This is a genomic window from Cysteiniphilum sp. 19S12-1 (assembly GCF_052030685.1).
Lineage (GTDB): Bacteria > Pseudomonadota > Gammaproteobacteria > Francisellales > Francisellaceae > Caedibacter.
This window is the reverse complement of sequence record NZ_JBQAJM010000025.1, coordinates 1-22,883: the sequence shown is the minus strand read 5'-3', so window position 1 is coordinate 22,883 and position 22,883 is coordinate 1. Positions and strand designations below refer to the sequence as shown.

Annotated in this window: 16 protein-coding genes and 1 other RNA gene; 10 read left to right on the top strand and 7 right to left on the bottom strand. The window is 38.0% G+C overall.

The annotated features are described in order from the left end of the window. Positions 1–201: 201 nt before the first annotated feature. A complete protein-coding gene (gene pepD / locus ACTS4L_RS08715) occupies positions 202–1,677 on the bottom strand; it encodes a beta-Ala-His dipeptidase (RefSeq protein WP_440617536.1) in 1,476 nt (491 codons plus the stop codon). A 145-nt stretch (positions 1,678–1,822) separates the two neighbouring features. On the opposite strand from pepD, the gene ACTS4L_RS08710 reads away from it, so the two are divergent. Beyond that, on the top strand, positions 1,823–2,590 hold the full coding sequence (locus ACTS4L_RS08710; RefSeq protein WP_440617537.1) for a glucosaminidase domain-containing protein: 768 nt from the start codon (positions 1,823–1,825) through the stop codon (positions 2,588–2,590). An 18-nt stretch (positions 2,591–2,608) separates the two neighbouring features. Here the strand turns inward: ACTS4L_RS08710 and ffs are convergent. Next, an RNA gene (gene ffs / locus ACTS4L_RS08705) (signal recognition particle sRNA small type) lies at positions 2,609–2,706 on the bottom strand. A gap of 644 nt (positions 2,707–3,350) precedes the next feature. Between ffs and dnaA the strand changes: the two genes are divergently transcribed. The 6 genes from dnaA to leuB all read left to right on the top strand — a co-directional run bounded on the left by dnaA (position 3,351) and on the right by leuB (position 10,356). Then, the gene (gene dnaA, locus ACTS4L_RS08700; RefSeq protein WP_440617538.1) at positions 3,351–4,865 is read left to right on the top strand and encodes a chromosomal replication initiator protein DnaA; all 1,515 of its coding nucleotides are present in this window, start codon (positions 3,351–3,353) and stop codon (positions 4,863–4,865) included. Between the two features lie 17 nt (positions 4,866–4,882). Then, positions 4,883–5,992 (top strand): DNA polymerase III subunit beta, encoded by a 1,110-nt coding sequence (gene dnaN, locus ACTS4L_RS08695; RefSeq protein WP_440617539.1) that lies wholly within the window; start codon positions 4,883–4,885, stop codon positions 5,990–5,992. Positions 5,993–6,210: 218 nt separating this feature from the next. Continuing rightward, positions 6,211–7,281, top strand: coding sequence for an ornithine cyclodeaminase (locus tag ACTS4L_RS08690; protein WP_440617547.1), 1,071 nt, complete (start codon positions 6,211–6,213; stop codon positions 7,279–7,281). Beyond that, positions 7,274–8,164: an arginase gene (locus ACTS4L_RS08685; RefSeq protein WP_440617540.1), complete on the top strand. Its 891-nt coding sequence runs from the start codon at positions 7,274–7,276 to the stop codon at positions 8,162–8,164. Before ACTS4L_RS08690 ends, ACTS4L_RS08685 begins: the two co-directional genes overlap by 8 nt. 144 nt (positions 8,165–8,308) lie before the next feature. Continuing rightward, entirely contained in the window at positions 8,309–9,163 is an 855-nt protein-coding gene (gene aroE / locus ACTS4L_RS08680) for a shikimate dehydrogenase (RefSeq protein WP_440617541.1), read from the top strand. Positions 9,164–9,258: 95 nt separating this feature from the next. Next, a complete protein-coding gene (gene leuB / locus ACTS4L_RS08675) occupies positions 9,259–10,356 on the top strand; it encodes a 3-isopropylmalate dehydrogenase (RefSeq protein ID WP_440617542.1) in 1,098 nt (365 codons plus the stop codon). Positions 10,357–10,535: 179 nt separating this feature from the next. On the opposite strand, the gene ACTS4L_RS08670 is transcribed toward leuB, so the two are convergent. From ACTS4L_RS08670 to ACTS4L_RS08660, 3 genes are all read right to left on the bottom strand, one after another. Next, the gene (locus ACTS4L_RS08670) at positions 10,536–11,816 is read right to left on the bottom strand and encodes a DEAD/DEAH box helicase (RefSeq protein ID WP_440617543.1); all 1,281 of its coding nucleotides are present in this window, start codon (positions 11,814–11,816) and stop codon (positions 10,536–10,538) included. 70 nt (positions 11,817–11,886) lie between these two features. Further along, positions 11,887–15,177 (bottom strand): translocation/assembly module TamB domain-containing protein, encoded by a 3,291-nt coding sequence (locus ACTS4L_RS08665; RefSeq protein ID WP_440617544.1) that lies wholly within the window; start codon positions 15,175–15,177, stop codon positions 11,887–11,889. Further along, positions 15,174–16,910, bottom strand: a complete 1,737-nt coding sequence (locus ACTS4L_RS08660; protein WP_440651942.1) for an autotransporter assembly complex protein TamA — start codon at positions 16,908–16,910, stop codon at positions 15,174–15,176. The genes ACTS4L_RS08665 and ACTS4L_RS08660 overlap by 4 nt, the downstream gene beginning before the upstream one ends. A gap of 200 nt (positions 16,911–17,110) precedes the next feature. Here ACTS4L_RS08660 and tadA point away from each other — a divergent pair, with 200 nt between their 5' ends. Next, the gene (tadA, locus tag ACTS4L_RS08655) at positions 17,111–17,587 is read left to right on the top strand and encodes a tRNA adenosine(34) deaminase TadA (RefSeq protein ID WP_440617546.1); all 477 of its coding nucleotides are present in this window, start codon (positions 17,111–17,113) and stop codon (positions 17,585–17,587) included. A 118-nt stretch (positions 17,588–17,705) separates the two neighbouring features. Here tadA and ACTS4L_RS08650 read toward each other — a convergent pair whose 3' ends face one another. Together ACTS4L_RS08650 and ACTS4L_RS08645 are read right to left on the bottom strand one after the other, a co-directional pair. Further along, the gene (locus ACTS4L_RS08650) at positions 17,706–18,656 is read right to left on the bottom strand and encodes a hypothetical protein (protein WP_440617919.1); all 951 of its coding nucleotides are present in this window, start codon (positions 18,654–18,656) and stop codon (positions 17,706–17,708) included. Positions 18,657–18,729: 73 nt separating this feature from the next. Continuing rightward, entirely contained in the window at positions 18,730–19,896 is a 1,167-nt protein-coding gene (locus ACTS4L_RS08645; RefSeq protein ID WP_440617918.1) for an ATP-binding protein, read from the bottom strand. Positions 19,897–20,094: 198 nt separating this feature from the next. On the opposite strand from ACTS4L_RS08645, the gene ACTS4L_RS08640 reads away from it, so the two are divergent. Together ACTS4L_RS08640 and ACTS4L_RS08635 are read left to right on the top strand one after the other, a co-directional pair. Next, the gene (locus tag ACTS4L_RS08640) at positions 20,095–21,414 is read left to right on the top strand and encodes a UDP-glucose dehydrogenase family protein (protein ID WP_440617917.1); all 1,320 of its coding nucleotides are present in this window, start codon (positions 20,095–20,097) and stop codon (positions 21,412–21,414) included. 108 nt (positions 21,415–21,522) lie between these two features. Beyond that, positions 21,523–22,833 carry a S8 family serine peptidase gene (locus ACTS4L_RS08635; RefSeq protein WP_440617916.1) on the top strand — a complete coding sequence of 437 codons (1,311 nt, stop codon included), beginning with the start codon at positions 21,523–21,525 and terminating at the stop codon, positions 22,831–22,833. Positions 22,834–22,883: the final 50 nt, after the last annotated feature.

Sequence of the window (22,883 nt, the reverse complement as noted above, 5' to 3'; positions counted from 1 at the left end):
TTCCAAGGTTTTTATTATATTGAGAAAAAATTTTCACTTTTTTTATAAAAATACTAACACTTTTAAAATCCTTTACTATACTAGGGAAGTGTTAGGTGGGTCGTCATCCTCCCTCCCCTCCTTAGATAACCTTTATGTCGTCAAGCACATAGAGTGACTCACCTACACAACGATCACCTTTACTTACTTCTTCTACTGATTCTATAATCGCTCTAACATTGCTTTCAATAACTGATAAAACTCGCTAACTGTGTCTATTTTGACTTTTTCATCAGGCGAATGCGCACCTTCTATCGTTGGTCCTATTGAAACCATATCCATGTGAGGGTATTTATCAACGATAGCACCACACTCTAAACCGGCATGAATCGCTTTGATATTCGCTTCTTTAGAATAGAGTGCAAAATAGCTCTCTTTGGCAATTTTAAGCACATTAGAGCTCATATCTGGCTTCCAACCAGGGGATAGTTGGGATTTGTCAAAAATCGCATTATTTTGAGTTGCTATACGCTTGATGGATTGCATAAAATTATTGATCGCTAAATTATTATCACTGCGCGTGTAAACGGTAATAACAATATCATTATCTTTTAATTTAATTGAAGATAAATTATTTGAGCTCTCCACCAGATTTGGCATCGCCGGACTCATCGCTAAGACACCTGAATGTATACTTGTTAATACATTTAACAAACGATGCTTTAAATCATTATTGAATGCCGTTTTTGCCGTTGTTACTTCGTTGATTGTTAATGTAAAATTAGGCTCATTTTTTTGATAAATTGCATACCAGTTATCATAGTAATTGCTTAAAGCTTCTTTTATTTGCGGTATATCTTCAACTTGAGAAGAAATAATAGCCTTAGCCTCGCGTGGAATAGCATTTGGTAGATTACCTGCTTTGATTTCGTTAATGTTATATGAATAATTTTGATCGAGATCATCAAGCATCATACTCATAAATTTGGCAGCATTAATACGTGGTTTATCAATATCTAAACCTGAGTGCCCACCTTTAAGACCATTGATAATGATTTCAATACTTTGAAGTGAAGATGGTTGCTCAATGGTTTCATTTTTAAATCTCATTGTCGCAGACTGTGATCCGGCACAACCGACATAAATATCTCCCCAGCTTTCTGTATCTAGATTGATCATCGTATTGGCCGTTAATAAGTCTTTACTTAAATTATTAGCACCAATTAACCCTCTTTCTTCTGAAGCGGTAATTAATATCTCAAGCGCTGGACGCTTGATCTCTTTATCTGTCGCTGCTGCCATTGCTGCGGCAATGCCTATACCGTTATCAGCACCTAATGTTGTCCCTTTAGCTTTAAGCCAACCATCAATAATCTCGAGCTTTAAACCATCCTTTAGGAAATCAAATATTACGTCTTCATTTTTTTCGCAAACCATATCTTTATGTGCTTGTAAAACAACTGATTTGTGTGATTCATAGCCTTTTGTGGCCGGTACATAAATCACGATATTATCTGCCTGATCAATCTTCGTTTTAAAGCTATTTTTTTCAGCCCATGCCAATAAATAGGCTTTGATTTTTTCCTCATGGAATGTCGGTCTTGGAATTTGAGTTATTTCGATGAAATATTGCCATATAGATTCATTTTTTAATGTTTCTATATTTAATTCGTTAACCATATCAACTGCTGCAGTCATCGTATTCCCCTGTATTTTATTTACAATAATAACTACCGCAGTCTATCAGATGAATAAGTATAAAAAAAGCAGCACAAACAACCTTTATTAGCAGTTATAGTCTATGCTAAGGACTTAATAGAGAGAATAATAAGAGGATGTAATTATGAAAAAAACAACATTGTTTCGACTATCTATATCAGGACTTTTAGCTCTTAGCTTAACTTGTTTAGTAACCAGTTGCTCTAAAAATACAGAAAATAAAATAACAGCCAAGCCTGATTTTCAAGCAATTACCAATGTTAATGATCGTAAACAGGCATTTATTGACTATATGTTGCCATTTATTCATCAAGTGCAAAAAGATATATTAAATCAAAGACAGTCATTAGAAAGTATGGTTGCAATACTTAGTCAAAATAAAAAGCTTTCTAAGCGTCAGCAAAATCACTTATCTAAATTATGTGAACAATATAAAGTTAACTTTGATGAAAATTCACTAAATCAAACGCTTAAAGATTTACTCATAAAAGTTAATACTATCCCAACAAGCATGGTTCTTGCACAAGCAGCGCTTGAAACTGGCTGGGGAACCTCACGCTTTGCTGTTGATGGTAATAACTATTTTGGTCAGCATTGCTTTACCAAAGGTTGTGGTATTGTTCCTAAACAACGTAGAACGGGTGCAATTAATGAAGTTCAAGTTTTCCCATCTCCTAAAGATAGTGTGCAATCTTATTTTAACTTACTGAATACAGGTACTAATTTTCAAGCGTTTCGTGTATTACGTTCACAGTTAACCAAAGAGGATAAGCCAATAACAGGTAAAGATCTCATTAAAACCTTAGTGCATTATTCTGAGCTTGAAGATGGTGAATATGAAAAACGTATTATTTCAACCATGGACTACAATAACTTATATCAATATAACTGATTTACAAGCGCTATAGTACTGGTTTAGCTTACATCTCGGCACACACATCATCTATTACCGCTGCTTCCTTCCGGATCTGACGGGGTTCATAAACTAGTGTCGCAAGAGAACCAAACCAGTGGTTGCCATTATTCATATTTTCATAAGTCTTTTCAATCATTATTTTGAAATAATTCACAGATCACCTTTTTAATCGTTTTAACTTTGATAAAACATTCACAGTTTGTAAAGTGAGATTATTATATCTGTTTATAAATAATTTTATTAAGTTCTTCTCTTTTTTATTTTTATCCACTTTCCTTTTTATTTTTCCCTTTCCTTTTTCCCTTTCCTTTTTTTAAATAAAGAATTTATTTTTTATTTGTTTTTTCTGTTATTGGTTTGTGGATATTTGTGGATAAACTATCTGAAAGCCTTTTAAAACATTGATTTCCCTTGTGTATACTTTTGTGGATAATGGTGTGCATTTTCTGTTTATCGGTTGTGGACTTTTAATTCTTTTCTCTTGTGTGAAAATTTTCCACAAAAAAATCCAAAGGGATATGAACATCCTTATGCACATACTTATTCACAATGGAATTAACAACAAATTCACACCATTATCCACAAAGTTATCCACAGACTTTTATCTCAAGCATTGCATGCTGTGAAAGCTTTGATATAATCCGAAGCTAATTTAAAAATATAAACTTTTTCTAGTCTATTTAAAGCCTTTAATAAATGCTAGAAACCCTTGATATATATAGGATGCATTGTAAATATGAATGTTTGGTCAGAATGTTTGGATTATTTAAAAGACAACTTGTCTGAACAAGAGTATAGAATATGGATAACACCGTTAAAAACAAATGATCAAGGTAGTTTATTCACAATTTATGCACCGAATAATTATTTTCTTGGTTGGGTTAAGACCAAATATCAACAGGTTCTTGTGGATACCTTGAAAAAGTACAAACAAAATAATCATTTAATCGTTGAGTTTTCAGTAAAAAAGGGCAACAACACTCAAAATGTGGAAACACAAACCACAGCAATGCAAACTCAAACAGTTAAAAGTAGTGTTGGTCCACAGACTGATCTTTTCAACCAAAACGTGGCTATTACGCCAGTCGTTGTAGATACTTTAATTGAGCATAATGATTTAGCGGATGAAAAAAATGAATTTGAAGTGGATAAAAATTCAGGTATTTCCAGTGAGCTTTATGGTTTTGATGAAGCATTATCCGTTCCTAAAGATCAAAAGCGTGTTGATTTTGGTTCACCATTAAAAAAAGAATATAATTTTGATAACTTTGTTGTTGGTAAAGCAAATGAAGTAGCTCGCGCTGCGGCTATGCAGGTTTCTATCAATCCAGGATTGGCGTATAACCCATTGTTTATCTATGGCGGTAGTGGGTTAGGTAAAACACATTTAATGCATGCTATTGGTAACTATGTATTACATAATAACCCAACAGCAAAAGTGTTATATGTAACATCTGAACGCTTTGTCAAAGATTATGTTGATGCGGTACGTTTACACTCAGGCGATGAATTTCAAAACTTTTATCGCTCTGTTGATGTATTATTAGTTGATGATATCCAGTTTATTGCCGGTAAAGCAGGCTCTCAAGAGGAGTTTTTCCATACATTTAATACCTTGCTTGAAAATGGTAAACAAGTTGTCTTATCTTGTGATAAGTATCCCAAGGAAATCCCTAAACTTGAAGAGCGTTTAGTTTCGCGCTTTGGTTATGGCTTGACCGTAACAATTGATATTCCTGATCTTGAAACACGCAGTGCAATTTTATTGCATAAATCGAGCCAATTTGGTCGACCAATTGATCAAAATGTAGCGCTTTTTATGGCAAAACATATTCGCTCTAATGTGCGAGAACTGGAAGGTGCGCTAAGGCGCGTGCTTAACTATGCTCAGTTTAATAAAAAAGCAATTGATGAGAAGCTTGCTTATGAATGCTTAAAAGATATTATTTCAATACAGGATAAAATTGTCAAAGTAGACAATATTCAACGTGTTGTTGCTGATTATTATAATATTAAAATAACAGACTTACTATCAAAGCAAAAAAGTCGTGATGTCGCGCGTCCAAGGCAGATGGCAATGGCGTTAGCTAAAGAGTTTACCAACCATAGTTTACCGGAAATTGGTGGCTTTTTTGGTGGTAGAGATCATACCACAGTCTTACATGCAGTAAGGACTATAAAGAAACTGATTGTCAATAATGTTGATATACAGGATGATTATCAAAACTTATCGCGCAAATTAGCGCATTAATTCCCAGGGGAGATATGATGTTACAATTTACACTTTCTCGCGATTCATTGTTAAAGCCATTACAAGGTTTAGTATCAATTGCTGATAAAAAGCATACGATACCAGTGCTAAGCTCCGTATTATTTATTATTGAAGAGGGTAAGCTACGCCTAAAGGCCTCTGATTTAGAGACTGAAATTGTCAGTTATGTTGAGCTTGAAGAAGCATCTGATGATGGTAGTATCGCTATTCCTGCCAAAAAGCTTCATGATATTATACGTAATCTACCAGAGGGTGCATCTGTCAAAATAACAGAAGAAGCAAATGATCGTGTATTAATTGCGTGTAATCGCAGTAAGTTTACTATGTCAATCTTGAAAGCTTCATCTTTTCCTGTGATGAATGAAGATACCGGTAGAGCGATGTTTAAGTTATCATATGCTCAGCTTAATTCGGCAATCAAGCGTGTAAAATTTGCCATGGCAAATAATGATGTACGCTATTTCTTAAATGGTATGTTATGGGAAGTCAACAATGATCGGTTTAGAACTGTATCGACTGACGGTCATCGTATGGCAAGTTCTGAAGTATTAATAGAAGATACCTTCCTAGATGCTGTTCAGATTATTGTGCCAAGCAAAGCAATTAAAGAATTAGAACGCACGTTATCAGCGCCTGAAGATGCTGAAATTGAAGTGCAAATTGGTAAGAATTATTTCAGAATAATTCTGCCTGATTTTCAGTTTACATCAAAACTTATTGAAGGGCGTTTTCCTGATTACACAAGAGTGATTCCGCCGAATAATACCAAGTTATTAGTGGCAAATCGAGTTGAATTAAAACAAGCATTATTACGTACAGCGATCTTATCGAATGAAACATATCGCGGCGTACGCTTAGAGCTTCAGGATAATGCTTTGCTTTTATCAGCAAATAATCCAGAGCATGAAGAAGCGCAAGATCAAATGGAAGTAAAATATAGCGATCAACCGATGGAAATTGGTTTTAACGTAAATTACCTTTTGAATATCGTTGATGTGTTGGATTCAGAGCATATTGACTTTTATTTTGATAGCCCGCAAATGAGCTTACTCATTAAGGACAATGATAGCCGTAGCACGTATGTGGTGAGCCCGATTAAGCTTTAAAAGAGCTAATGACGGGCTTAGAAATCTGTGCATAAATCCATTTGCTATTTTTGATTATTAAATTTATATTACCTCTTGTTGAAAATCTACAGTAAAACATGATCTATTTATCTATAGGTAAATGCATGTGATATTGTTAAAAATATATTCAGTATAAAGTTTTATAATCTTATATAACTTTAGATATATAAAATATGTGGGATAGGAGAAATATAATGATCAAAGTAATTTCAGTGGAAAAGTTAGCTGAGCTTATTCATAAACATGGTCTAAGACAGTATTTAGTTGACTTAATGACAACCTTGAAGAGTGATTTTCTGCGTTGGCAAGAATTTGATAAGATTCCACGTCCAGCATTTCATGTGCCCGATGGTGTAATTGAATTAATGCCAACGGCAGATAAAGAGTTATTTGCCTATAAATATGTCAATGGACATCCAAAGAATCCATTGCAGAATAAGCAAACGATTGTAGCGACAGGGCAGTTATCAAAAGTCTCTGATGGTCATCCATTGTTAATTTCAGAAATGACGGTGTTAACAGGTTTACGCACAGCGGCTACTTCAGCGTTGGCGACAGACTATTTAGCACGAAAAGATGCCAACACTTTGGCGTTAATCGGTACAGGTGCGCAAAGTGACTTCCAAGCATTAGCAGCAGCCATTGTGCGTGATATTAAAACGATTCGTTACCATGATATTGATCCACAGGCAATGCGTCGTTTTGAGAAAAACATGCAAGCTTATGATTTTGAACTCATTCCTTGTGCTAACAATGAAGAAGCGGTCAAGGGTGCTGATATTATTACAGTGTGTACTGCCTGCAAAGCACATGCTGTTGTGATTGAAAATAGTTGGATCAAAGAGGGTGTGCATATCAATGGTTTAGGAGGTGATTGCCCGGGCAAAACAGAGTTAGATCAAGCCATTTTGCCACGCGCTAAAGTGGTGGTTGAGTTCTTTGAGCAGTCGTTTATTGAAGGTGAGATTCAACATTTCACTGAAGAAGAAGCAAAGAAAGTTGTTTATGCTGAATTATGGCAACTTATCTCAAGTGAGAAAAAAGGGCGCACTAGCCAAGATGAGATTACTGTATTTGATTCAGTTGGTTTTGCTTTAGAAGACTTCTCAGCACTGAAGCTGACATATCAATTGGCTGAGAAATATAATATCGGCGTGCCCATGAATATGATTCCGGCATTAAAAGATCCTAAGGATTTGTTCTCCGTATTAAATAACAACACAGATAATAGCGCACTACAAATTAAAGAGGTGCATGCGAATGTCTAATTATCGCTTTTTAGGGGCTAGTGTTGGCAATTGCGCTGGTATTATTGGCTGTGAGCAGGCGCCTGATCACGTGAAGCGTAAGTTGAAATTAGAGTTGTTATGGCAAAAAACAGTTTATTTTGAGGGAGAGGAAAGACGTCTTTCAGCACTTAATGCATTAAATACATTTTCAACCGAACTTGCTCATGCAACAAAAAATATCGTTGAGCAGGGTGATAAGTTTATTACCATTGGCGGTGACCATAGTTGTGCGGTGGGCACGTGGTCAGGTGTTTATGCTGCGATGGGTGAGTTTGGACTTGTTTGGATAGATGCGCATATGGATGCACATACTACGGAGAGTTCTCATAGTGGTAATTTACATGGCATGCCAGTGGCAGCACTAATGGGTTATGGTAATGATAAAATGACAAAGATATTATCAGACAATCCTAAACTTAAACCTGAAAATATTGTTTTAATAGGTATTCGTTCATTTGAGGAACCAGAGCAAGCAATTTTGAAAAGCTTAGGCGTTAAAGTGTTTATGATGGAAGATGTTCATGCATTTGGCTTTAAGCATTGTTTTGACTCAGCAATAGATCACTTCAAATCAAAAGATATTCCTTTTGGCATTAGTTTTGATTTAGATGGTTTGGACCCTCAGTATATTGAAGCATTAGGTACGCCGGTAGAGGATGGGATTTTGCTACCCGAGGTATTATCAAGCTTTCAAGAAATGCCTAAAGAGCAATTGCTAGGCATTGAAGTTACTGAATATAACCCAACCTTAGATCATAATGATAAAGGGGTTGATGTCATTGCAAATATTATTACAGCTATCACGGAGAATGATGGTTTTTTGTCAGAAGATAACGGTGAAGCTACATCGTTATCAGTTTGAGTATGTCATTGATCTTAACTTTTAATATTATTGTCTGAAGATCATTTAAACAATGCGATAGACTTGCTAATAAAACACTTCTTTGTTATCTCTGAAAATGCTTCAATAGGCTATTGATATCTAAGATAACAAAGGATGGCATAGATGCCTGTTGAGCAACCAATAGATCAATATTATGTGATAGGTAACCCTGTCAAACATAGTTTATCTCCTAAGATACATACGGAGTTTGCCGCTCAAACGGGGCAGAAGATGTGCTATGAAGCTTTGGAGATTTGTCCTGATAATCTAGAACAAACGCTTAATATATTGCGCCTTGATCATACAGTGAAAGGCTTGAGTGTTACCTTGCCATTTAAAGAAGAATTATACCGCTATTGCGATAAACTAGATGATCTAGCGCAAGAAGCTGAAGCAGTGAGTAATGTCATTATTAATGATAAGCGCGAGTTTATTGGGTTAAACCTTGATGGTGTCGGACTTGTGAATGATATTAAGAATAATTTAAATATCAGTCTGCAAAATAAGCGAATTTTAATCTTAGGTGCTGGTGGCGCAGCTAAGGGCATTCTAGGTGCTATAGTGCGTGAAACCCCAGAAAGTATCACGATTGCTAATCGCACCAAAGAAAAAGCGCAGAACCTAGCAGAGCGCTCAACAAATAGTGCGGTTAAGCTGAGTGCTTGTGCTTTAGATGAAATTACCGATGCATTTGATATTGTTATCAATGCAACTTCAGCGAGCGTTGCTAAGGAAAACTTACCGCTAAAGCTTGATAACTTCACAAGTGGTGCATTGGCATACGACTTGATGTATGCACCAAATGGCACGGTTTTTACCACTTGGTGTCAGTCAAATAATATTCAGGCAACAGATGGCAAGGGAATGTTGTTAGAACTAAGCAAGATTGCTTTTCAACACTGGCGCGGGTTAATTAGGGTGCTAAATGACACATCTAAATTTCAGAGTATATGTGGTAAGCTTGGATTAGGAAGTTAGAACTTTACTAAGTGGAATTTTAATTCTGCCTTGGCAAGTGTTGTTACAGCGGTTATGGAATGATGAATTATAGAAAAGTAGAGGGTGATTAAAAAATGAAAAAAACAATCGCAATTTTAGCAGGGGACGGTATTGGTTCTGAAGTGATGGCGTGTGCCATTGATGTATTAAATGCAGTGGCTAAAAAATACCACCACGAATTTACGTATAAAGAAGCTTTAATTGGTGGTGCTGCCTTTGATGTTTATGCTGAGCATTGCCCTAAACAGAGCATTGATATTTGCAAATCTGCAGATGCCATTTTATTTGGCTCAGTGGGTGGTCCTGTTGATGCGCAAAATGATCCTAAATGGCAGGGTTGTGAGGCCAAAAGTATATTAGCTTTGCGCAAAACTTTTGATTTTGGGGTGAATATTCGCCCGATTAAAATGTTTCCGGCATTAAAAGATAATAGCCCTATTAAGAATGAGCGCATTGCCAATGGTGCGGATATTGAGATCTTTCGTGAATTGTCAGGAGATATTTATTTTGGTGAGCATAAGCGCTTTGTCAATAAAGAGGGTTTACGCTGTGCCACCGATGTTGCAGAGTATGATGAGCAAACAATTCGACATATTGTCAGAGCTGCTTTTAAACGTGCTGGCGAAAGACGCAAAATCCTGACCTCCATCGATAAAGCTAATGTCTTAGATACGTCAAGACTTTGGCGCGATATTGCTAATGAAGAGGCGAGAAATTTTCCAGATGTCACATTAAAGCATATGTATGTTGATAATGCAGCAATGCAGCTGGTGTTAAACCCTGCGCAATTTGATGTGATTGTAACGGGTAATTTATTTGGTGATATCTTATCAGATCTGGCTTCTGTGTTACCCGGCTCGTTAGGGCTTGTGCCATCAATTAGCTTAAATAAAGAAGGATTTGGTTTATATGAACCCGCAGGTGGTTCAGCCTTTGATATTATGGGTAAGGATATTGCCAATCCAATCGCACAAATTCTATCAGCAGCACTTATGTTATCTTATTCATTTGCTATGCATAATGAGGCTGCAGCGATTGATCAGGCAATTGATCAAGTCTTAGCGCAAGGCTATAGAACGGCGGATATTGCCAATGGTGCTGCAAGTATAGGCAGCAAAGAAATCACTCAGAAGATTGTCACAGCACTGACAGAATCAGCATTAACCTATTAATCGCGTTGTGAATGCGTGGAATAAAAGAGATATTTAATAAACTGCAATGTAATATCAAGAATAAGTTGCGTCAGCTAGTACCTCTCCCCTTGCGGGATTGCTCGTGCAGCTTAAGCTGCACGGGTGAGGGGAGTAATTAAAGCTCAACTTATTTTTGAATTATTACAATATTCAATTGATCACTTATTGCCTGAGCGATTCTGTCTTTGACGATTGCCTTTAGGATGACGCTTAGCGTTTTGCCCATCGCGATGTTCAACCTTTGGTTTCTTAGGTGTTACTTTCTTGATGGTTTTATAATTATGCGGATTAGATTGCGGTAGGCTGTGTACAGGATCAAAGTCGTCAATAATAACGCGCTCGAGCGCTCTTTTTAAGAGTTTTTCAATGTCAGCTAATTGTGGAAATTCATCGGCACTCACCAAAGAGATTGCTTCACCTGCGGCACCTGCGCGCCCGGTGCGTCCAATACGATGAACGTAATCTTCAGGCACATTGGGTAAATCAAAATTAATCACGCAAGGCAGCTGGCTGATATCCAAGCCGCGAGCAGCAATATCTGTTGCTACTAATACTTGAACTTCATTGTCTTTAAAATCACTTAATGCTTTGGTGCGTGCACCTTGGCTTTTGTTGCCATGAATGGCAGCACTCTTGATATTCGCTTTCTCTAGCTTGCCGACAAGGTGGTTGGCACCGTGTTTAGTGCGTGAAAAAACTAATACTTGTGCCCAGTTATGAGTTTTGATGAGTTTGATGAGTAAGTTGGTTTTTTGCTTTTTATCAACTGGAACTATCCAGTGTTTTACTTTGGGTGCTGCTTGGTTGGGTGGACTTACTGAGATTTCTAAAGGATTATGGACAATAGATTTAGCAAGCTCTTTGATCTCAGGACTAAAGGTTGCTGAGAACATCAAGTTTTGGCGCTTTTTGGGGACAAGGGTTAGAATTTTGCGAATGGCATGAATAAAGCCCATATCAAGAATGCGGTCGGCCTCATCAAGGACGAGAAATTTCAAGCGATCAAAGCGTATGGCATTTTGCTCATATAAATCCAAAAGTCGCCCAGGCGTTGCCACAAGAATGTCAGCGCCTTTACGTAAGCGCATCATTTGTGGATTGATTTTAACGCCGCCAAATACCACACAAGAGCGTAAGTGTAAGTTTGCACTATATGCTTGGATGTTTGTTTCTATTTGCGCTGCAAGTTCACGCGTTGGCGTTAAGATAAGCGCATGTGTTTGATTGGTTACTGCTTTAGGTCCTTGTGCTAACATTTCTAAAATGGGCAAAGTAAAAGCGGCTGTTTTGCCAGTACCGGTTTGTGCTGCAGCAAGTACATCACGCCCACTTAAAACGGCAGGAATGGCCTTTTGTTGGATGGGAGATGGCGATTTATAACCCTGTTCTGTCAGCGCATTTAAAATGGCAGTGCTTAAGCCTAATGAGGAGAATGACATTGATATTTACAAACATTGAATAGATTTGTGCTAAGCATAGACATATTGACAGAGAATGGATAGTTATTTTTTAATTTTCAGAATGCGTTTGATAAAGAATGTCACCACCTCGATCAAAGCTTGTTACCTCACCTTTGAGTTTCCATTGTGGCGTGAGCGAGAAGGTGGCAATACCTTGTTGCTCACCTGTAAACACCCCGACGCCATAGCTTAAATAAAGCCTTGAGGTAACCTGTTTACCAATAAAAACGGCTGTATTGTTTTGCGCTGTTGTTGTGTTGTTTGTCGTATTGGTTGGGTTGTTGCTTAAATTCCCGAGTGAAAACTCAGCAAGAGAGAGCTTATCTTTAAGCTCATCAATGACGCCACTGCCACCTTCGTTAATCGCAATTAAAAGAGCGGCTTGCGATAATGCATCTGATGATGTTTGACTGCTATTGGCATTGCTTAGCACTTGACCAAATAAAATATAAGAAAGAATATCTGTTTGCGACATGCTCGGATCTGAGAACAGTTGAATTTTTGGATTATTTGCCATGCCAGTGATTTCAATGCCTATGGTATCAGGCGCATTTGATTGTGTTAGCTTGACAGAGGTTGGAATGTTATAAAATGTGGTAATTGCTAGCATCGGATTACCAACTGGCGAGTTATTAAATTGGATAGTTGATTTAGGATCTACACTAAAAGTTTTACCGTAAGCGCTAAATACACCATTAACTGGTTGTAGCGTGCCAACCCCAAGCATTGGTTGATTCGGTTGGCTAATGATGTTTAAATTACCTTGAATGTTGGTATCAATGCCAAGACCTGAGATGTGGGCACTTTTACCCATGTCAATATTGAGATTCATGCTAAATGGTGTGTTTTTTTGCGTTTGTATCGCCTGATTACTATTGTTGACATAGATAACATCGTTTTGAATGGTATTTTGTAGACTGCTGCTTTTCATATCAGCAAGATTAACAATTAGCTTATCAATAAAAATATTACCACTTAAACTGCTATTGCCATTGCTCTGATTGAAATTCAAACTAGGACTTACCGTTACTTCCATATCAGGCGTGTTGAGCACTAACAGTTTTTTGCCATTGATATTAATATTGGTATTTGGTGTGGCGCCGTGAAGATCGACAAACCCACTGACGGTTAAGGGTGATTTTTGGATGTTTGCCGTAAGATTAAGCTTGGCATTTAGTGGGTTTCTTACAGCGATCTTTGCATTGATATTATCTAGCGTAGTATTTAAAGGTAGTAGCTCAATTTGTGCATCTTTAAGTGCAATATTACCATCAATGTGTGGGTCAAACAAAGTACCTGTGATTTGCAAATGGCTATCTAAATTCCCTTTATTAATCAATGTCGGGAATTGCGGGATAAAATTACTGACCCAATCAAGACGGGTTGATGTTAGATCAAGCGCGCCATTTAAATTGGCTTTGCTCAAATTATATAAATCAAAGTTATCACTATTGAGATTAAGTGCTAGCGTATTCTGCGGAAAAGAAATATGGTTTTTTAAAACCAACTTTTGATGCTCAAGTGATAAGTTGGTATTGATATTGGTGGTGTAGGATAACTGATGGATTGGCACAATCTGTTGCAATTGTTTGAACCATGAGATGTTGTTGGCAAAGAATAAGCCATGTCCAGAAATACTGAAATTTGCTTTAGGATCACTATTAGGGTTTTGTAAATAGTCTCCCTTAAAGCTTAAAGCAAAGCTATCACCGCCATAAGGCAGATTAGGAATAAACTGCGCAGGCGTTATCTCACCTGCTGTTTGAATCGCAATGGCATTCGCTGCCAGTGAGGCCTTGATGCAAAAATGATTGTCATTTGATGCCAAAAGACAAAGATCACTGATGTTGCTTTTATCAGGACTAACAGATAGATCAACGGCTTTAGTTAAGTGCCAGTTTTGCTTGAAGGTTTTGCTAGCGAAATCTAAAGTATCGATTTTTGCGACAACCTGTGAGAGAGACAATTGTTGTAATTGCATTTTAAGTAGTGTTGAGGTTTTATTAGAATCGGCATTGAGTGTTAGTGCATGATTATCAACAGCCAACATAAGCTTGGAGAGATCAATTTGTTTGTAGATAAAATCCCGGACATCAAGCGTCATTGTGAGTGCTTTTGTGGCCTTGTCATCGATATCAATGTTTCCTTGTGAGTAGATATTACCACTGACATTAAAAGGGTAAGCATTAAGATTATTCACAAAAACTTCCCACTGCGCTTTGATATTCTGTTTGGATTGCGTGAGTTTGATTTGCACGCGATCATCATTGCTTGGATTAATCAACTTAAATTGGTTTAAGTGAAAAGCGCCATCGCTGCTAGATAAATTTGCATGGCAACGTAACTCATCATTGTGGGTGAAAATATCACAAAAACTGGTTTTAAGTCGAAGATCATGGTCAGTGGTATTAAGCTTGCCACCGATATTAAACTTAAGCGACACAGACGGATTTAAAGAGGTGAGGTTAACTGACCAGTCCAGTTGGTCGTTAAATAGCAATGTATTATTAATCACGGCAAGATGATCAAGTTTCAGTTGGTTGACTATTTGCCCTTGGTCAAAGCTTGAAATAAGTGAGTAAGGATAGGGTCTCGTTTTGTAGTGAATAACACCATCGCTCATGATACTAAATTTATCTGCAAAATTACCGATAATTTGAGTCTGTGTGCTGCTAATATCGGCACCACTTTGCTCAGCAGACAGGTTGACTTTTAAGTGCGTTTTAAAAGGCGCATTTAATATAATATAACCACTATTCACTGCCGTGCTGGCTGAATACGCAGGAACATTAGCAGCGACCTTCTTAAGCGCTAGTTTATCATTAACTAAATTAATACCATCTGCACTGACGTTCGTAGCATGGACGATTAATTGCTTATTCATCAGGTACGCGACATCGCTGACCTTGATGTTTTTGGCATAAAGATCAAGCGGCATGCTAAAAGGGCTATTATCTTTATGTGTTTGACTATCACTCTCGTTATCGGGGGATTGTGTATTGACATCAACATAGACTTTATCTAAAGATAAATGCTTAACATCAAGCGTTTGAAGGCTGATCAAAGACCATAATGATAACGACAGTTCAACTTGGCTTAAGCGAATATCCACGATGTCATTTTTAATATCAAGCTCATCAAGTTTAAGCCTATTAATTTGACCTGAAATATTGCCCTTAAGACTAATACCAAGGGGTTGCAAAAAATGGTTGGTGATTTTTTGCGTGATTTGCAAACCTGGCGTGGTGAATAATAAAAAACCAAGTGCCAATGCAAGGGTTAATATTAGGCTTAAGAGTGTGATTGAACACCATTTAATTGTTTTACGTAAGCTTCTCATAGGCTTATCCCAATACTTAAATCAAAGCGCCAGTGTTCATTGTTGTGATTCAGTGTGCGTGTGAAAAATACCATAAAGGGGCCAAGTGGTGTTTTGTAGCTAAGTCCGATACCCGCGGCACGTAAAATATCAACATCACTAAAGTTAGGTTTATTGGCAGCGTTACCTAAGTTGTAATAAAGCATTGAGCTGAAGTTGCCATAAATACGTTGCTCAATGCCGGCAATTCCTGTGGCAAGATAGCGCCCCCCTGTGACATTGCCATTGACCGTCGGACCTTGACTTAAGAAAGGGTAGCCCAAGAGGTTACTCACACCACCGGCATAAAAACGAAAATTGGGGGCGACATTTTGGATATTATCAACGGTAATAAATCCCCAATTGGCACCAAATAATAAGCGATTCCATTGAGGGTTAATGGGTAATGAATAATAAATGCTCATGCTATTGCGAATAAAATCTTGATCCGAAAGTGGCGATTTGATTGAAGCTTGCAATAGTTCATTCCACACCAAGCCTTGACGCCAAAAGCCATTTTGCCAGCTGCCGTCGTAGAGAAGGGTTAAAGCGGGAACGAGATATTTACCATTGGTATTATTAGGGTTAGCAACCGTATCATAATTGGTGAGATATTGCTGTAAGCTAACGGTGGTTTGCCAATGACCATATTTATGGGTACGTGCAATACCAAAATTGGTTTGACGTTCATTGTATGTATCCGTTTCAATATAACTTTGCTCGGCAATAAGACTCCAGTTATCATGCAATGGATCCTTGCCTGGAAAAACGTAGCTACTACTAAACGTGCTGTTAGCAGGTGAGGCGGAGACATTAAATGAGAATTGTTGCCCCGTGTCGGTGGCATGACGAAAAAGCGTACCAAAACTCACTCTGGGACCTGTGAATGTGCCATAGCCCACCCCAAAAGTATAGGTGCGTGCATGTCCTGCGGTTAGGTTTAAATCCACGGGAACCGTTTTATTCACTTTGTCACGTTTGGAAATTTTAGGTAGCAACTGAGCATTGCTAAAATAGCCGCTATCTTGTAGGCGTTTATTGGCTTTGGTGATCTTTTTTTGTGACATGTTATCACCAATGCTGATGTTGATAATATCGTTGATAAAACGCTCAGCATAATCATAACGCTGTTGCTTGATATTAATAGTACCGATTTTGTAACGTTCCCCCGTGTCTACGGTTAGGATAACTTCAGCAGTGTATTTAAGCATATTAATACGAATTTCATGTTCTGTGAGTTTGCTATCTAGGAAACCGGCATTAAAAAAGTTGTCGGTCAGTAACGCTTTAGATTTTTCATAGGCAGTTTGCGTTAAAATATCGCCTTGTTTAAGCGGTAAGTTGTTGAGTGTATTGCGAGCAATTTTAGAGTCTTTACCCGAGCCATTGATATTAACTGTCAATTTGTCAATATGTATTGGCTCATTGAGTTTGACATCAAAGGTAGCAATCCAAAGGTTGTCCTTGATACTAAAATCTGTGGTAATGATTGGTTTGTAGTAACCATAGGGCTCAAGTAAAGTCTTGATTTCATTATCACTTTTTTTAAGTAATAACTGCATTTGGTTGGGGTGAGAAACAGCAAATGTCTTAAAGCGCGATAAGCTGATATTATCAACAATGCTTGATGTGATTTTGTTATCACTAATGCCATTAATGACAATATCGAGAGTTGGGGATTTTGAATCACTTTTATTGTCATCAGCAGCGTACAAGAAGCTAAGGCTAAATATGTAAAATATAAAAAATATACAAAGAATAGTCTTCCTTAACATCTTAATATTACTCTACAAGGTCAAGTTGTTGATAAAGTGTAGTATAGTATAGGCTAACTTGTGGTGTAGATAAATAAACTACGCGATCAGAAAATATTTAACAGTATTAAGTGGCGAAATAGTGTGTAATGAGTATTAATATGACGTTAATAAATAAAGAGCAGTGGATGGCGTATGCGCTATTAGAGGCAAAAAAAGCGCAAGAGCATAATGAAATCCCCGTTGGTGCGATTATTGTCAGAGACAATCAAATCATTGGTCAGGGATTTAATCAGATGATTATGCGTCATGATCCAACCGCACATGCTGAGATGGTTGCACTGCGCAAGGCCGCGCAAACGATGCAAAACTATCGCTTACCTGAATGTGATCTCTATGTCACTTTAGAGCCGTGTATGATGTGCCTAGGGGCGATGGTGCATGCACGTATCAGAACACTTTATTTTGCGACCAAAGAGCCAAAAGCAGGTGTTGCCTGTTCACAAGCACTCTTACATACGCAGCCATTTTTAAATCATCGCTTGAATGTTGAAGGCGGAATATTAGCAGATGAGGCTAGTGATATGCTTAAAGCATTTTTTAATGAGCGACGGTTGCAGAAAAAGCATAATAAATGAGCTGAGTTTTATTGCTCCCCCTCACCCGCGCAGCGTAAGCTGCACGACCTCTCCCGCAAGGGGAGAGGTAAATCGTTAGGCAATTCGCTGTTTCATTATTAATATTAATAACTTAAGGTTAAGCGAGCATAAAAAATAAATTACTGAGTGCGATCATTAATACCGTCAATATGGCAAAGCCGACATTAACAGTATGCGCAAGCTTAATATGTTTTTCACAAAGGTAATAATTCAACACAACAGTGATGAGTGTAATTACCATAAATATCAGCACGCTCAATTGAATTTTATCAATAAGATTAATCGTATTAGATGGTGGCAGGATCGAATCGGTAGAAATCTTGCTTCCAACCACGGCAAAAATAGCGGCAGAATTGAGTGCCAGACGACTTTTGATGTCTTTGATTGGAATAAAGAACATACCCAAAATTAAGATACAAGCAAGATATAACATCCCAAAGATATGAATAAACATGCGAATATTAGTGTGTGTCATCTCGACAGAATAAATCGCTCGGGCATAGGCAGTATTAGTTGGGTTGTTAGGGTTACCAAAATTGGTGTCATAATGATGAATATAACTACGCCAGTGATCAGCCCCTAATCGCCAACCGCTTAAAGGCATCTCACGATCAACGTCAGAGTTAATGTCATCGGTCTTAAATATAATCATGTGCGCATTAAAATCAGCGTCTTCGATAACGATAGATAGTGGTTTTGTGCTAAAGGGGAAGTTCTCAAAATTCCAGCTCTGTGATAAGGTAGCACGAATTTTATATTGCTTCAGTGTCTTATTATCTGCAAGTTTTTGCGTGCCACTATAGAGCACTGAAAATTTTTCAGCATTAATAATGTCAAACTCATTGTTTTCGATACTCAGTTGATCAGGGTAAATAAACCACAACCAAAAAATGGCAGAAACTGTTTTTTTCTGCAAGTTAATATCATAAACATGCGTGATATAAGTACCAATGGTGACTTTAGCTGGTGAATTTTGTGCCTTGTCATGAGTGAAAGCAGTTTGTGCACAAAATAAAAAACTTAAAAGCACTATTAAGAACCTTGCCATATTTGATCCGTCAATTTTCCATATATGACAAAAGTATAGTTTAAAAAATAATATTCGCACCTAATAGAACTTGTTAGCTATGTGCGTAATCCGTTGGCGATTTTAAAAGCAGGTTAGCATCTTTTAATGCAAGTGATATGGGCAGTAAAGTAACACCATCTAAGTTTTGTTTTTCATTTCCTCCGTAGAGTAGGTAACAGCTTGCCATTGGGTAGTCACCTTTAAAGGTTATTAGCCCTTTGAGATCTTTACGACTAATTTTCTTTTTGCGCTTAACCTCAATGGCAATTAACCCATGCTCTCCGTATAAAATAAAATCTACCTCTTGCTGAGTGCGTGTTCGCCAATAATAAAATTGATATCCTAAATTATAATAGTCATTGCAGGCTCTAAACTCTTGCAAACACAGTGTCTCAAGTGCAGCGCCATCAATTTCCTCTGGTGAATCAAGTACGCCAATAGGACGTATTGCTCTATACACACCAACGTCAAAAAAATAAAATTTAGGCGCCATGACAACTTCGCGTTTAGCCCTTTTTGTAAAAACAGGTAATCGAATTGAAATAAGGAGATCTTCTAAAATAGTAAAAAAGTTCTCAACAGTATGCCTTGAACTGCCAATTTCTCTGGCGATTTCGGTGTAGTTGAGTGTTTCACCTTGTGAAAAGCTTGCTGTTTCTAAAAAACGTGCAAATAAGGCAATGTTTCGCGTTAAGCTCTCATGCAATACTTCCTCTTTAAGGTAAGTTGCCACATAGCTTTTTAAGTATTCATCGGGCTGTGATGTCAGTAATGCTGTTGGTAAATGACCGGTATGTAAAGATTTAGCAATATCAAAATCATCAGCCTGTTCAATAGCAGTAACTGGGTGCATATGTTTGATTAGCGCGCGCCCTGCAAGTAGATTAACTCCGCTTCGTTTGAGCTTGCGAGCGCTAGAGCCTGTTAAGATGAATCGTAATTTACGTCCTTCAATGAGGCGGTGCACTTCATCCAGTAACGCGGGAATTTTCTGAATTTCATCAATAATAATCCATTGTTTATAATCCTCTGGAATACTGGCATCCAAGCGGGTGGCATCACCCAGTAGATAGGTGTAAGTATCTTCCTTTAATAGATCAAAATAAAGACTATCTTTGAAGTGGTATCTTAACCAAGATGTCTTGCCAGTGCCTCTTGGACCAAACAAAAAGTAGCTTTGTTGTGAGTCGGGGTCAATATTGAGCAGTCGTTTAAACATAATACAATTGCAATTAGCTATCGATAATCTCCATTTTGCACAAAAATAGAGATTGCCGATAGCGATTTTTGATATTTTTTCACTCCAACCAACAACATCAAGCAACAATAATCACATTGCATAAAATAATATTCGCTGAATTTGGATGTTATTTCTGATATGATCAATGGCGATTTGAGTAGCTAAAAGTGAGATTTTATGAAGATTGCGATTTTTGGTACGGGCTATGTTGGACTCGTAACGGGAACCTGTTTTGCGGCAATGGGCAATCATGTTTGTTGTGTTGATATTGATCAAGTTAAAGTTGATAACCTAAAAAAGGGTATTTCACCGATTTATGAACCTGGTTTAGATGAGCTGATTAAGCGCAATGTAACTAAAGGGCGGTTACGCTTTAGCACTGACGCAAAAGAAGCGATTGATGAAGCTCAAGTCATCTTTATCGCGGTGGGGACGCCACCTGATGAAGATGGGTCGGCTGATTTGCAGTATGTGTTGCAAGTGGCTAAAACAGTCGCTAAAGAAATGAATGAGTATAAGGTCATTGTTAATAAATCAACGGTGCCTGTTGGCACTGAATATAAAGTAACCGAAGCAATTTCTAATGTGTTAAGTGAACGTGGTGTAAAGCTTGACTTTGATGTGGTGTCTAATCCTGAGTTTCTCAAAGAAGGTGATGCTATAAGTGATTGTATGCATCCGGATCGTATTGTCGTAGGTGCGAACTCCGAGCGTGCTGCTGATGTGATGCGTGAGCTTTACGCACCATTTGATCCTAACCAAAATCGCTTGATGATCATGGATGTGCGCTCTGCGGAGATGACCAAGTATGTTGCCAATGCAATGCTTGCGACGAAAATTAGTTTTATGAATGAGATGAGTCAGATTGCAGAACGTGTTGGTGCCGATATTGAAAAGGTGCGCATTGGCATTGGTGCCGATCGACGTATTGGTTACCATTTTATTTACGCAGGGTGCGGTTATGGTGGCTCATGTTTTCCTAAGGATGTGCGTGCTTTGGGGCAAACATCACGTGAATATGGTTATACCGCACGTATTTTAAACGCTGTGCATGATGTTAACGATGCGCAAAAAGAAGTGCTTTTTGCTAAATTTAATGATTATTTCAATGGTGATATTGAAGGCAAGACAGTCGCAATCTGGGGGCTTGCGTTTAAACCAAATACCGATGATATTCGTGAAGCGTCAGCGCGTGTATTGATCGAAACACTATGGCAACATGGTGTCAAAGTCAAAGCTTATGACCCTGAGGCGATGGAGAATTTTGCCGACAGTTATGGGCAGCGTGATGATTATGAACTTGTTGATGAAGCGTATAATGCATTACATAATGCCGATGCGTTATTTGTGGTCACAGAATGGCAGAGCTTTAGAAGTCCAGATTTTAGTAAGATCAAAGCGCGATTAAATAACCCCGTTATTTTTGATGGACGCAATTTATATGATAAATCACGGATGAAAGATTTAGGTTTTGAATATATTTCCATCGGCAGATAACAAAAACTGCTGTGATTATAAGTATAAATAATGCCCTTTATGTGGATAAAATAAATAACTGATCTATAGTTGACTTTGTAATATTAAGTTATCTTGGTGGGGTCAGTTATGAACAGTTATCGTAGTATTAAGCCATTGGCATGTATTGCCATATTTTGTTTACCGTTGTCGTCTTTTGCCGTTGAGTTGCAGGTTCGTTATTGCGATACAACACGCAAGAGTGAAGTTATTACTGTTGAATATACAGATAATGATGCCGTGTCAGATCAGCGATTTATTGATCATTTTGGTGCGCCATTAGCGCACTTTAAAGCAGCTAATGATTATCGCAATATGCATGATGAAGTTTGCTCAGTCTTACCTACAAATGCTAAATCTTACGTAATGGGAAATACGCAAGCCATTCATATTGACCGTTTGCCATTTCAAGTTGAGTCGGTTGTGCCTGAAGTGTTGACAGATATACAAAAGGCGTTTTTACAGGCTGAAAATGTTCGACAATGGTCGCAGCAATGGAATATGCATAACCATATTGGCGTGGGTGTTGCTGCACAAGGGGCGTGGGCACAATTAAGATTTACAGGGCTTAATAAGACTTATGTTGCAGTGATTGATTCCGGTGTTGTGGCAGTTATGCCGGAAGATTTACAAGGACGTTTGGAAATGTCACAACCTTATTATTTTTATGTCGATGATCAAGGTGAAGTGGATGTGATTGCTTCAGTTATTGATACTGATTTAACGCAAGGACCGCATGGCACAACAATAGCCGGTGTCATTGCCGCGCAAGGACCAAGAGTAACAGGCGTTGCCGGAGATGTGGATGAGATTATGGTGTTGCCAATTAAAGTCTTTGGGCATGCCGGAGGTGCAAAAACAGCAGCGATTACGATGGCAATTGAGTGGGCAGCAGGCATTTATAGTGAGGATATGGCAAGTATAGGGCTACTTCAGCCCAATCAAACGCCAGCAAAAGTGATTAATTTGAGCCTAGGGATATCAAGAGTTGGTAAAGATGGCTTGGCTACTGCAACTGAAGCTAAGTGGAAAAATGAATTGTTACCAGCTTATTGTGATGAATTTGGAGTATCAATAGATAAAGTAAATGCACTGGGTGTGACGGTTGTAATTGCTGCAGGAAACTATGGTCAACCACTGTGGGATATTGCACCGGCAGGTTGTCCTAATATCAATGCAATTGTGGTAGAAGCAACAAATAATAATGGTGTAAAAGCAGACTATTCTAACTATGCAGTGAGTGACTGGCCTGTGCAGAGTCTGGTACTTGCCGCTCCCGGGGGTGAAGATGCTGATCTTGACTTGAGCAAAGGTATTATCTCACCGGGTTTTTGTATTATTTTGGGTCGAAATGAAGAGTGTTTGTATTACTATCTGAAGTTACGCACTTTTGATGTTTGAATTTAAGAAATACGACCACAGATTATGAGTGAAATAAATAAAACTGATGA